The 13324-nt window shown below is 54.7% G+C and carries 11 protein-coding genes and 1 pseudogene; 2 read left to right on the top strand and 10 right to left on the bottom strand.

The features are described 5' to 3' along the window. The first annotated feature begins 181 nt into the window (after window positions 1-181). Complete coding sequence (locus FD737_RS20070; RefSeq protein WP_160834394.1) at window positions 182-1081, top strand: alpha/beta hydrolase; 900 nt, start codon at window positions 182-184, stop codon at window positions 1079-1081. A gap of 40 nt (window positions 1082-1121) precedes the next feature. Here FD737_RS20070 and FD737_RS20065 read toward each other — a convergent pair whose 3' ends face one another. From FD737_RS20065 to FD737_RS20045, 5 genes are all read right to left on the bottom strand, one after another. Further along, window positions 1122-2231: a lactonase family protein gene (locus FD737_RS20065; RefSeq protein ID WP_160834393.1), complete on the bottom strand. Its 1110-nt coding sequence runs from the start codon at window positions 2229-2231 to the stop codon at window positions 1122-1124. A 195-nt stretch (window positions 2232-2426) separates the two neighbouring features. Beyond that, on the bottom strand, window positions 2427-3446 hold the full coding sequence (locus FD737_RS20060; protein WP_160834392.1) for a C45 family peptidase: 1020 nt from the start codon (window positions 3444-3446) through the stop codon (window positions 2427-2429). Next, window positions 3443-4006: a carboxymuconolactone decarboxylase family protein gene (locus FD737_RS20055; RefSeq protein WP_202404617.1), complete on the bottom strand. Its 564-nt coding sequence runs from the start codon at window positions 4004-4006 to the stop codon at window positions 3443-3445. The genes FD737_RS20060 and FD737_RS20055 overlap by 4 nt, the downstream gene beginning before the upstream one ends. Further along, the gene (locus tag FD737_RS20050) at window positions 4003-5331 is read right to left on the bottom strand and encodes an aspartate aminotransferase family protein (RefSeq protein WP_160834391.1); all 1329 of its coding nucleotides are present in this window, start codon (window positions 5329-5331) and stop codon (window positions 4003-4005) included. The genes FD737_RS20055 and FD737_RS20050 overlap by 4 nt, the downstream gene beginning before the upstream one ends. A 128-nt stretch (window positions 5332-5459) precedes the next feature. Continuing rightward, window positions 5460-6317, bottom strand: a complete 858-nt coding sequence (locus tag FD737_RS20045) for a MurR/RpiR family transcriptional regulator (RefSeq protein WP_160834390.1) — start codon at window positions 6315-6317, stop codon at window positions 5460-5462. A 196-nt stretch (window positions 6318-6513) separates the two neighbouring features. On the opposite strand from FD737_RS20045, the gene FD737_RS20040 reads away from it, so the two are divergent. Next, on the top strand, window positions 6514-7152 hold the full coding sequence (locus FD737_RS20040) for a LysE family translocator (protein ID WP_160834389.1): 639 nt from the start codon (window positions 6514-6516) through the stop codon (window positions 7150-7152). On the opposite strand, the gene FD737_RS20035 is transcribed toward FD737_RS20040, so the two are convergent. From FD737_RS20035 to FD737_RS20015, 5 genes and pseudogenes are all read right to left on the bottom strand, one after another. After that, entirely contained in the window at window positions 7123-7923 is an 801-nt protein-coding gene (locus FD737_RS20035; RefSeq protein WP_160834388.1) for an AraC family transcriptional regulator, read from the bottom strand. The two genes, FD737_RS20040 and FD737_RS20035, sit on opposite strands and share 30 nt — an antisense overlap. Before the next feature lie 155 nt (window positions 7924-8078). Then, window positions 8079-8879, bottom strand: coding sequence for an inositol monophosphatase family protein (locus FD737_RS20030; RefSeq protein WP_160834387.1), 801 nt, complete (start codon window positions 8877-8879; stop codon window positions 8079-8081). Between the two features lie 14 nt (window positions 8880-8893). Further along, window positions 8894-9955: an ABC transporter ATP-binding protein gene (locus FD737_RS20025; RefSeq protein ID WP_160834386.1), complete on the bottom strand. Its 1062-nt coding sequence runs from the start codon at window positions 9953-9955 to the stop codon at window positions 8894-8896. After that, window positions 9952-12174, bottom strand: a pseudogene (locus FD737_RS20020) (ABC transporter permease). Before FD737_RS20020 ends, FD737_RS20025 begins: the two are co-directional and overlap by 4 nt. 118 nt (window positions 12175-12292) lie before the next feature. Further along, window positions 12293-13321, bottom strand: coding sequence for an ABC transporter substrate-binding protein (locus FD737_RS20015; RefSeq protein WP_160834385.1), 1029 nt, complete (start codon window positions 13319-13321; stop codon window positions 12293-12295). Window positions 13322-13324 lie beyond the last annotated feature (3 nt).

Here is a 13324-nt window from a genome sequence, read left to right as displayed (position 1 = left end):
GGCTTTGTGCCGCCCTGTTTCTGGCATCAGCTCGTGTTAGACCCCCCTGTCAGGTTCAACATCCTGTCAAAAAAGCCTTTTCTGAAACAGGCTGCCATCAGTAAAAAGAATTGAAATCAAGAATCATTCTCATTATGGTGCAAGGTGATATGTACCAATAACCAATAGAATAAGGATTTCAATGCTTTATAGATTTTCAGCGATAAACCGTCCCATTGTCCTGCTGCTATTGTTGCTCAGCAGTGTCACCACCAGCGCGTTTGCACGCCCGAATATGACGCCACTCGGCCCGAATATCGCCGACAAAGGCTCCGCTTATTACCACTTCTCCATCAGTGAATATGACTCGGCTGATGGCCAGCGGCATTACAAAGTTTGGACTGCGGTGCCAGATAAAGCGCCTCCGCCATCTGGCTACCCGTTGATCACGATGCTGGATGGCAATGCGGTAATGGACAGGCTGACCGATCCGCTGCTGCAAAAACTCTCGGCAGACAACCCTCCGGTTCTGGTGGTGGTCGGGTATCAAACCACTTTGCCGTTTGAGGTAAACGCGCGAACTTACGATTACACCCCGCTTGACAAAGAGCATGGCGATGCAGGATACACTTTTAGTCGCGGTCGCAAGGGCGGCGGCAGCAGCGCATTCCGCACCTTGCTAGAGCAACGTATTTTGGCCGCAGCGCAGAAAGGTGTGCATGTCGATCATCAACAACGCGCGCTGTGGGGCCACTCTTACGGCGGATTGTTTGTACTCGACAGCTATCTCTCCTCTCAGCTGTTTACGCGCTATTTCGCAGCCAGCCCGTCGATTGGCCAGGGGTACCATTCTCTATTAGGTGAGATGCAGACCCGCAAAGCCAGTAATAAGCAGATCACTTTGATGGAAGGGAATGGCGATCGCCGCAGCGATAGCAACACGGCGGAACCTGAAGTATTGCGCGCGGTGCGCACCACTATCGAAGGTATGGCAGAGAACGGCGCAGCTGCACGCTATCAACTTTATCCGGGACTGTCCCACGGACAAATGTTTGGTGCATCAATGGAAGAGGCGCTGCTGGAAATGTCGCAGGCAAAATAGTGAGGAGAAGTGGGCGCAAAAAATGCGCCCACCGAACGGCTTAATTAAAGAACTTTATATCAGTGGGCGTGGATATTTTTGCTGCATCGCCCGCTGCTTTCAGCTCACCGCTCTTTTCATCGAAATGGAACAGGGAAATATTGTTGGTGAACACGTTAGTGACATAGAGATATTTTCCACTGCCATCAAATGAGAACGCCCGAGGTTCAATGCCGTTGGCTTTATAACTGACCGGCTTGCCTAACTGGCCATCCGCCTCAATTTTAAACACCAACAGCTTATTATCTGAACCACGATTCGCTGCAATCACATATTTACCGTTCGGACTGAGAATAATTCCGCCGCCGCTACGGTATTCAGCACTGTTATTTTCACTGTTCAGCTTCACGGTATTGCTGCGATCCAGGTGATCGTCTTTCACTGTAAATACCGCGATCTCACCGGCCATTTCGGTGGTGACGTAGGCATGTTTGCCATCTGGTGAGAACACCATATGACGCGGGCCAGAACCTTCGGTAAAGGTCACGTCATGCGCGGTATCCGCTTCCAGAGGCTCAGCCTTATTGGCGTGATAACGATACGCATGGAGCTTGTCACCGCCGAGATCGGCAGCGAACAGATATTTACCGTCGTGGGTAAAGGTGGTCGAGTGTGCGTGACCGCCATCCTGACGCCCTTTCACCGCGCCCGTGCCGTGGTCGAAAGCAAAGTGCTGCACCTGCTCACCCAGTTTACCGTCATGATGAATCGGGAACACCGAGACGCCCGCGCCGCCTTTCGCCACCGAGTAGTTAGCGACAAACAGGAACTTACCATCCGGGCTTATGGTGGCGTGCGTCGGCTGTTGCCCATGGCTATCCACCGCATTTAACACTTTCACCTGACCGCTTTTATCAATGGACAGTGCGGTAACGGCCCCAGCGTTTTCTTCATTGGTGGTATAGGCAAAGCGGCCATCCTGGGATTTTACAATCCATGACGGGCTTTTCATTTTGACCACATCAAGTGGTGTTAAAGTGCCATCCGCATTCACCTTGAGGCGATATAAACCTTCGCTAGGATGATCCGGTTTCTGCTCTAATGGGGCATCTGGAATCGACGTCCAGGTACCCACCAAAGCGATTTGATGATGTTCCGCGGCATTTGCCATAGCGCTCCCCGCCAGTGAAAAAACAGCTAAGGATAATGCCATGGTTATGTTTGATGCTAAACCGCTGAATGTGGCTTTTTTATTTCTATTCATTTTCGTACCCCACCATAATCGGAATGTTTAACGACTATAGTGGGATTAATTTGAATAGCGCCCGGCCAGGGTGACCGGGTTCACAATATAGCAGATTAGTTTTTAGGAAATCGTGCCTTTAAATTCTGGCTCATCACGATTCAAGGTAAATATCTGCCAGTCAACTTGTTTGGTATGCAGCGTAAATACCGCTGTCGCCAGGGTGTTCTCTTCATCCGGATCGTTCAGCGAAAGGCGATAAATGGGCAGCACCGCATCATGCTGGTCAGAGAGAATCGCTTTTGCTGCATCGCCATCCAGCTGCGATTCCGTCTCCAGCCACTCAATTAACCGCTGCTGGCGTGATCCGGAGCTGGCAGTGATCACCTGTTCCACGTCATCAAGTTGCGGATGAATCAGGTGATTGGCATGGGCGAACACTGCGGTCAGTGGCGTTACGGAGCAACCCGACCCCGTGGCTTCCACACTAAACAGACGGCTATCGCCCATCTGTCCGAGCGTATGGTGGAACGATCCGGCGCGCGGTGGTGTGGTCAGGATTGCGATGGCCTCATCCAGCGTGGCCGCATTCAACGCGGCGCGGGCCAGGATTTGACGCGGCACTCCTTCCGGACGATGCAGTGCACGAATATTATTCACCGTATTCACCACGCCCTTCTCGTTTACGGCAACGGTATGACCGCAAATCGACCCCGGATAAGCAAAGCTGGTGAACGCCATCCCACTATCCGGACGGATGCTGACGATGGCACAGTCATCGCGTAATTGAGGAAAACCATCTTCATTGTGCGCGATAGTTAACACGCCATCAGCACGCTGTCCCGCCACGGTGGTACATCCATCCGAGGTTGAACGTACTAAATCGCCACGGCAGTTCCAGGCAAAAACCTCCTCAATCGGCGCCTGTAATCCTGCGGCCAGCCCTTCCAGCTCCTGCCAGATCAGCGGATAGTGCGCCTGGACCAACGCGCGCATGGCCACCGTTTGGTCGGCGTCTTTCATGGCTGTCACTGTCTGCCAGAGTGCGGTGAGCGTCAGCTTTTGATGCCAGGCTTCACGGCCAAATTCACCCAGTTGCTGACCAATTTCGAAGGCGGAACCATGGATTGCGATTTTTTTCATATTGATGCACTTTGCAAAAGAATGTCTGAAGAATCTGGAGCAGGCGTCTGTGCGCCGTTCATGATCATCGAGAGGAAGCTGTAATAACCGTTAATGCCAATCAGATCCACCACGCCCTTTTCACCCCATAAATCGATGGCTTGCTGCCAGGTGGCGTCAGTGACTTTTTGCTGTTGATGCAGTTGCTGGCAAAAGTGGTAAATCACCCACTCATCCGGCTTTAAGTCATCGGGCAGGCGCTTCTCATTAATGGCCTGCACGGCAGCGCCGGATATGCCCTTTTCCCGGGCGATGGGCGCATGAATCGCCCACTCCACCGGCTGCGACCAGTGACGCGCCGTCATGAGAATCGCCAGTTCCGATAAGCGCTGACCGAGCGCGCTGCGATAGCGCAGGTACTCTCCCATGCGCTGCGCGTGCGCCATCAGCTCAGGGCTGCGCAGCAGTGGTTCAAAGGGTGGAAGCAGCGCACCACGTGGCCCGTTTATGATCTCTTCTGCCAGTGGACGTTGCTGGTCGTCCCACTCGTGCTCCGCCAGCGGCGGCAAACGATTAATCATAATTTACCGGTCTCCTCACGTATCACGGTTGCCAGCGTATCCACCACAAAATCGAGCTGGCTCGGCGTAATAATAAATGGCGGAGCAATCAGGATGTGGTCGCCATACTGCCCGTCAATGGTGCCGCCCATCGGATACACCATCAGGCCTCGAGCCATACAGTTGGCTTTAATGCCAGCATGTAGTTTCAGTGCAGGATCGAACGGGGTTTTGCTCTTTTTATCGCGCACCAGTTCCACGCCGGCAAATAAGCCGCGCCCACGTGTGTCGCCCACATGCGGTAATGCGCCCAGCACTTCACGCAAAGCATTTTGCAGATACGCGCCCTGCTGCTTCACCGCATCGAGCAGGTTATCGCGTTCAATCACCTGTTGGACGGCCAGTGCCGCTGAAGCCGCCGTAGCGTGGCAAATATAAGTATGACCGTGCTGGAACAGACCACTGCCCGACTGGAGTGCTGAGACGATCTTTTCGCTGGCCAGCACGGCACCAATCGGCTGATAACCGCCACCCAACCCTTTGGCGATAGTGACCAGATCCGGCACCACATCATCTTGTTCAAACGCGTGCAACGTCCCGGTGCGTCCCATACCGCACATCACCTCATCGGCGATATACAGGATGCCGTATTTATCGCACAGTGCGCGCACGCCTCTCAGATAACCCGGCGTCGGCGGAGTCGCGCCGGTGGTGGCACCCACTACCGTTTCAGCGCAGAAACCAATAATGGTATTCGGACCGGCATCAACAATTGCTTGTTCCAGTTCATTAAGCAGACGCGTGGTGTATTGCTGCTGCGTTTCATCAGCACGAAGATCGCGGTATTCATTACAGGCTGACACGCGAATCACGTCGATCAGTAATGGGGCAAACTGGCGACGGCGCCACTCATTGCCGCCGACGGCCAATGCACCCAGCGTGTTGCCGTGATAGCTCTGCTTGCGCGCGATGAATTTGGTACGTGACGCCTGCCCGATTTCAACGAAATATTGACGCGCTAATTTCAGCGCGGTTTCCACGGCTTCCGAACCACCGGAAACGAAATAGGCGTAGTTGAGATCGCCAGGCGCCGTGCGCGTCAACTGTTCAGCGAGTTGCTCAACGGTGTTGCTGGTAAAAAAGCTGGTGTGAGCATAGGCCAGTTGGTCGATTTGACGATGCATCGCGGCTAACACATCAGGATGTGCGTGGCCTAAGCAGGAAACGGCAGCACCACCGCAGGCGTCGAGATACTGCTCTCCTTGTTTATCGAAGATGTACGCCCCTTCGGCGCGAGCAGCCACGGCGGGCGTGCTGCGCAAACTGCGGTGAATAATGTGGCTCATACTGGGTACTGCTCCTGAATACGCTACGGTGATTAAGCGCATCTTGCAGGATTCATTTGGATCACGTCAATGCAATAATGATTCACATGCATTCTATTTTCTTATGTCGGATACAAATGAATCATCACTCAGGATTTGCCAGGCACCACATAAGCTCCAGATTCAATGAGATAGCGTTCGGCATTTTCGATTTTATGCACAGCATCACGGCCATGGCGCGCCACCAGCATTGCCAGTAAGCACTCTGCCAGCCCCATGCCAGAGACCACTGAGGGGAAGAACGACGGACTGTAGATAGAGAATAACAGGGTGCAGTCGGCGGCCTGCGCCAGCGGGGAAACCGGTGAATCGGTAATCGCGATGATCTTTGCGCCTGACTGCTGCGCGGCGTGCAGCACATCCAGTGACTCGCGAGAATAAGGCGCAAAGCTGGTCAGCAGTATACAATCCTGGGCGGTGAGTTCACGAGTAAACACCTCGATATTACTGGCGAGGCCATCAATCAACGAGACCTGACGATTGAAGAGTCGGTAAACATAAAACAGTGACCAGGCAATGGGAAAACTGGCGCGAAAGCCGCAGATATAGACGTTATCAGCCGCATCGAGCAGGGTCACAGCTTGTTCCATTTCCGCCTGATTTTCGTTTTGCGTAAAGGCCAGATTGGCCTGATGCGCGCTAAACACCTCATCATACAGCTGCGGCTGTGTTCCTTTGGCGATCAGTTTTTCGGCCTTGGATACGTATGTATCATTGCGCAGGCCAATGTCATCAATGAAGGCATCTTTCAGTTCGCCCCAGCCGTTGTAGCCCAAACGCTGCGCCAGCCGCAGCAGCGTGGCAGGTTTCACACCGGCTTCAACGGCAAACGCGCGCATCGATTGCACCACCAGCTGATTGGCATTTTGCAGAGAGAACTCAGCCGCGCGCTGCAGTTCTGGTGACAGCTCACTGAACTGGCCGACAATTTTTTCCCGAAGATTCATGGCGTTTGGTCGTTGATGGCAGATGGATGCATATAAACATAATTGCGACGGCGAGAAAACCAGACGCAGAGACGATTCATCCTGGAGCGAATGCCGTGGTGCTCCGGGCGCTGTGGCGCAATTCTTTCCAATACAGTGTGATTCGTGCCGTGGTTTAATGCCGCCCACAGAAAAAAATAAGGACAGGCTTATTGCTATGCTGCAGTTTTCAAATGGTTTTCTGCTGAGTTTATCGCTGTGCCTTGATATTGGGCTGGCCAATATCGCCATGATTACCCTCGCGATGCAGCGTGGCTATTTTAACGGTTTTTGGTTAGGGATTGGCACCTGCATTGGCGACCTGATTTATGCGGTGCTGGCGCTGGCTGGCATGGCGGTGGTGTTGCAGTTTACTGCGGTACGCTGGGTGTTGTGGATTGGCGGTGGATTATTACTACTGTGGTTCGCAGGTAAAATGTTGATCGCTGCACTGCGTAAAGATGCGGCGTTACCCCCAGCGGAGCAACAGCCTTATCGTTCGTTACTGCGAGAGTTCAGTCGTGGCGTGGTGCTGGCGATGTCATCTCCCACGGCGATTTTATGGTTTGCCAGCGTGGGCGGTGCACTGATTGCTCGCATGGGGCACGGCAGCGTCAATGCCACCTCTTCTTTCCTCGGTGGGTTCTTTATCGCGGGAGTGGTCTGGACCTGTGTGTTATGCCTGGTGGGCAGCATGGGCGGTAAGCTGTTGGGGCAGCGCCTGTTAAAATACTCCTATCTCGCCTCGGCGCTGATCTTCTGCTACTTCGCCGCCTATGTGATGGTGTCAGGCTATCGGGAGTTTGTATTGGGCTGAGGCAATTTGCTGGGCGTAATGGTGTGGTGTGGTACCCATTACTTTGCGAAAGGCGTTAATGAAGTGGCTTTGATCGTAAAAACCCAGTTGCAGCGCGGCTTCCTGCGGATGTACCCGACGGCGCAACAGTTCCCGCGCCTGCTGTAGCCGCAATTGCATATGGTATTGCAACGGTGGCAGCCCGGTGAGCTGGGTGAAACGACGCACCAGATGATACTTACTTAGCCCGGCACGTTGCGCCAGCACATCCAGTTGCGGTTTCTCGTGCAAGTGTTCACCAAGAAACTGCTTCACCTGCTCGATAATCTGCACTTCCCCCTGTTCGGCACTCTCTTTATCGTCGAGCAGTTCACCACACAGCCACAGCAGCTGTTGTTCCAGCAGTAACTCATCTCCTGCGCGCGCGGCCTGGTCGAATTCAGTGATCGCCTGAAACAACCGCGCGTCATGGAACACCCCTTCGCGCAAAGCGGGCGCAGCGGTGGTGTCAAACATTTCGGATAAGATCACCTGCGGCAAGTGGATGCTGATAAAACTTACCGGATCATTGCTGAATAAGGAGGACTGAATCGCGCTGGGATTATAAATCGTCACCTGCCCGGCAAACACGTCAGAGACTTTGCCATCGAGCCAAATCTCTTCGCGCCCGCTGAGGTTAGCGCAAATTACATATTCATCATGCAGATGACGTGGAAAGCGGCTGCCAGTGGCGTTCACGCGCGAACATTCAATGCCATTACGGCTAAACCATTCTGATGAGGAGAGCGACACGCGATGACCCGGTAAATATGGTGATGGATTATAACAGCATCGCCAGGGTCGAATTGCAATGCTGCTGAGTTATAGCGGGCCGATTAGCTTTAGTGACCATTAAAGCGTTTGCCGGGAGCCGCTGCTGCAACGGCTTCCGGCAACGAGGATAAGGCTTAAATTCCCGCAATCCGTTTCAAATCTGCTTCCGCGCCAGGCGCCACCGCCAGCACCTGAGCGCCTTTCAGCAAACGTTCGCCTTCGGTATTGAACGGGTGATACCAGCCGCCCGCCTCTTTCACCAGGCAGTAGCCCGCCAGACAATCCCATGCGTGCATATAGGGTTCGTAATAGCCCACTACGCGCCCAGCCGCCACCCACGCCAGCATCAATGCGCCAGAGCCGATACGGATAAAGTTGCCCCCGGCCTCCAGCAATGAGGCCAGAATATTGCCAACTTCAACAGGGCTAACGTGGCTGTTAGCGCCAAAGCCAGTGACATGGTTTTGTAGCGTGCGGGTTGGATCAACCTGCAAACGACGGCCATTTAACGTCGCGCCTTGCCCCAACGCCGCCACATAGCACTCCTGATAGGTGGGCGCATAGATCACCCCGATCACTGGCACACCGTCATGCAGTACCGCGACGGAGACGCACCAGTTTGGCATGCCGTTCAAAAATGGGCTGGTGCCATCAATCGGATCAACTACCCAGGTGTATCCCGATGTGCCTTCCTGCAATCCGTACTCTTCCCCCAGGAAACCGTCGTCGGCAAACTGGGCGCGAATCTGCTGATCGATCATCTGCTCGACTTCGCGGTCAGCGCGCGACACCACATCCTGCAGATCATACTTGGTCTCGACCACCAGCGTGTCGCGATGATGGAAATACTCCAGCGCCTTCTCGCCCCCTGCGCGTGCCACTTTCTCTGCCAAAATCAAACGTGCCAGCAGCGCGTCATTCACGGTGTCACTCATTATCTGTCCTTAAATTATCCGGCAATCAGGGCTAATCCCTGAGGTTTAAAATCAATCGCCACGGCAGAAGCCAGCGGCAGACGCTGCTCCATCTGCGCATCAACGATAAACAAGGAACCGAGCGGCGTGGCCACTTCATATTCGATGTGATCACCCAGCCATGTGCTGTGGGTCACTTCGCCTTGCAAGGCTCCCTGCCCATCGCTGTGCAACGTAATAAACTGCGGACGCACCGACAATTGGGCCGAGCCGGTTGGCACGCCGTTACCGCGCACGCGATAACGCAGATTTCCCAGCCGCACCAGCGCATCGTTGCCCTCCACTTGCTCGACTTCGCACGGCAGAATGTTGGCTTCCCCCATAAAATCAGCGATGAACACCGAATTCGGGGCGTGGTAAAGGCTTTCTGGTGCGCCTTGCTGGGCAATATCACCCTCTTTCATGACAATAATTTTATCAGACACCGCCAGAGCTTCTTCCTGATCGTGCGTGACATAGACTGCGGTAAAGCCAAGCCTTTGTTGTAGCTCGCGAATATCGGTGCGCACACGGCGACGCAGACGTTCATCAAGATTGGATAAGGGTTCATCCAGCAGAAGCACCTGCGGTTCCAGCACCAGCGCACGCGCCACTGCAATACGCTGTTGCTGACCGCCCGAAAGCTCAGACGGCAATCGCTGGCCCTGGTTTTCCAGTCCCACCAGTTTCAATCCTTCGCGCGCCCGGTCTTGCGCTTCCCGCTTGTTCATTCCCGAGGACTGAAGCCCATACATGATGTTGTCGAGCGCGCTCATATGGGGAAACAGCGCGTAAGATTGGAACACCATTGCCACATCGCGCTCGTTGGCAGGCAAATGTGTTACATCTTTGCCGCCAATCAGAATGCGCCCGGAGGTGGGATGTTCCAGCCCCGCCAGCAAGCGCAGCGTGGTGGTCTTGCCGCAACCAGAGGGGCCCAGCAGCGTAACCAGCGTGCCAGGTTCCACCGTCAGTGACAGATCTGGTAAGGCGTTGAAGCCCGCAAAACGTTTAGTGACATGCTCAAATACCACGGAACCCGCATTGATACTGGTCATACGGTTCTCTCCTGAGTTAACGAAGTTGAAGTCGACGGCACAGCGATATCCGCGGGGCGGGCAACACGACGCAATTTTCGCTCACCGACCAGCCACTGAAACACGCCAATGATCAGTAACATCACCACAATCAATACCGTGGAGTAAGCAATCGCCACACCGTACTCACCGTTTTCCACCAGCCCGACAATGTAGGAGGTCGCCATGTTGTATTGCGCACTAACGAGGAAGATCACGGCACTAATGGAAGTGATGGCGCGGACAAAGGCGTACACCAATGCGGCGCTGATCGCCGGTTTGAGTAACGGCAGCACCACTTTTCGCAGTGTGCGGAAACTGTTGGCACCCAGCGTCAGTGAGGCTTCATCGAGACTTTTATCCAGCTGGCTCATGGCCGCAATGCCCCCGCGCACCCCCACCGGCATATTACGAAACACAAAGCAGGCAATCAGGATGAGAGCCGTACCGGTGATCTCCAGCGGCGGCAAGTTGTACGCCATCACATAACTCACACCAATCACCGTGCCCGGAATAGCGAAACTCAGCATCAACAAGAATTCAAACGTCTGACGGCCGGCAAACTTCTGTCGCACAATCAGCCAGGCGGTGAGCAAGCCGACAATCGCGGTGAGCGGCGCGGCAATCAGCGCTATCTCCAGCGTGGTCCAGAACGAGTTCCACGCCACGCCGGTCCAAAGCAGATGCCCGTCACTGCTGCTGACACGGAAAGCTCGCACATAATGCTCGACAGTGAGGGCGTCATTTAGCCCCCATGACTGCACAAACCCACCGACGACGATCATGCCGTAAATCACCAACGTGAACAGCCCCCACGGGATCACCATGCCATACACGCCATAGCGTAATAGTCTGGGCAGTTGACCATGTTTGCCGCCGTCGCCCTTACCAGTGACGGTGGCGAAATTTTTGCCGCCCAACCACCAACGCTGCAGTACGAACGCCGCCAGGGTGAAGCTGAGTAAAATCATCGCCAGCACCGCTGCCCGACTGGGATCATTCTGCGCGCCGACTACCGAGAAGAAGATTTCGGTGGAGAGCACACCGTGACTGCCGCCCAGCACCATCGGGTTACCAAAATCAGCCATGCTTTCGATAAAGCTGATCAGGAAAGCGTTGGCCAGACCGGGCGCCATTAAAGGAAGGGAAATGCGGCTGAAGGTGCGCCAGCGGTTGGCGCGCAGCGTTTGTGAGGCTTCTTCCAGTGAAGGGCTTACCCCCTCGACCACACCAATCAGCACCAGAAACGCGATAGGCGTGAATGACAGCACCTGCGCAATCCAGATGCCGGTTAAACCATACAGCCATCGTCCAGGTTCGATGCCAAACAGCGCCGCCAGATATTCCGTGACCACGCCTGAACGGCCAAACAGCAGAATCAGCGCCAGACCAATCACAAACGGCGGCGTGATAATCGGCAAAATGGTCAGCATACGCAGCGCTTTTTTACAGGGCAGCGGCGTGCGCGTGGCGGCCAGCGCAAAGGCCAGCCCCAATAACGTAGAACCAGAAGCCGTCATCAGCGCCAGCCACAGCGTGCGCTAGGCCGTACCGCAGGTGCCTCCTTTCAAACAGGCCAGACTCCAGATTGAAGGATCCTGAATATTGCTGATCAGTCCGTCGGGTTTAAAACTGCCATCAACGTCCTGCACCGAGACCACAAACATGCTCAGCACCGGATAAAGCACAAAAATACTGACCAGCGCGGTCAGTAATACCAGGGACGCCACCACAAAGGCATCGCCTTTCAACACGCCTCGCTCGGCCAGCGCAAACGAAAACAGCAGCAAAAAGGTGGTCATCAACAGCAGTGCACCCGCGCCCATCGCCGGTTGGCCCTGCTCCAGTGCCCCGAAGCGGTTTTCCAGCCATAACCAGCTCCAGCCGCTGTAGCCGATGGCATGTCCTTCAATCACCAGAAAAATGACGCCCAGTGCGCTAAATAACAGCATCAGGCGGCTGCGCGCGCCAGAGGGAAGTAATCCACACGCGGCACAGAGCGCGAACAAGGTCAGTGCAATCGCCAGCCACGGATGTGAGCTGACCTGCCACAAGGCGGGCGCATTAGCAGGATCGCGCCACAAATTGAACAACCAGCCGCCATCAAAAAAGCCGGCTTCCAGGCTATACCACGGCAGCAAGAGTAGAGATGCCAGGCCGATCAACAGTGCGCCGGTAAGCCGACGATTATTTGCATGCATAAAACACCTCAAGAGGGAGAGTCTGCCTCTCCGGCTCGCAGTGGAATGATGTGTTGAAAGGCGCCACGGCAAGGATAGGATCTCGCAGGATGTGGCGCGGGTTCACGCAGTCAGGCCATCACTGTGCGCTGGCACCAATCTCTTTATCCCAGCGGCTGAGCAGCGCTTTGCGCTTGGCGGAGTCGCCATAGGTTTTGAAGTCGTAATCGATCAGTTTGATGTTTTCGAAGCGCGGGGCGTATTCCGAGATTTCCGCGTTGCGATTTGACGGTAGCTGGAAGGACTTCGCTTCCTTCATGTGCGACTGCGCCTCCGCACTGAGCGCCCAGTCGTACCAGACCTTGGCATTGGCCAGGTTGCGCGCCCCTTTCACAATCGACATTGAGCCGATTTCATAGCCTGTGCCTTCACAGGGCGCCACGGTTTTGATCGGGAAGCCATCCACTTGCATTGCAACGGCATCATGCATGAACACGATACCGACCGTGGTTTCACCTCGCGCCGCGGCTTTCACCGGTGCGGAGCCGGACTTGGTGTATTGCGAGACGTTGGCATTGAGTTTTTTCAGGTAATTGAAGGCCTGCTCCTCTCCCATAATTTGCACCAGGGTGGCCAGTGTGTTGTAGGCGGTACCGGAGGAGTTAGGGTTAGCGATTTGAATTTCCCCCTTAAAGCCGGGATCCAGCAGATCTTTCCAGCAAGTGGGTTCTTTCAGTTTTTTATCGGCTAACAGTTTGGTGTTATAGCCCCAACCCAGTGCACCCGCGTAAATTCCCACCGTGCGATAGCCCGAGTTTTCAGCCTGTTTTTGTGCCCAATCCTGCTGCTGGTCAAGCAGTGGAGATTTGTACACTTGCGTTAACCCCTCATCGGCCGCCTGCATATGCGGATCGCCGGTACCGGCCCACCAGATATCGGTACGCGGATTACGCGCTTCACTGCGTAAACGCGCATACGCTTCCCCCGCCGACAAACGCACCATACTGACTTTGATATCTGGATGGCTCTGGCTGAAGATACGTGTCATGTGTTCACACACCACCACGTCAGCGGAACAAACCATGTTGAGGTTGCCCGCCGCAGAGGCAGCGAAAGGCAGTACAGTACAAGAGAGGGATAGTGCGACGGCGATTGAGGTGGCTCGCATGGT

It is taken from the genome of Pantoea sp. Seng, from assembly GCF_009829935.1.
GTDB lineage: Bacteria > Pseudomonadota > Gammaproteobacteria > Enterobacterales > Enterobacteriaceae > Pantoea > Pantoea communis.
The sequence above is the reverse complement of the archived record's forward strand: the minus strand, read 5'-3'. Positions and strand labels throughout refer to the sequence as shown.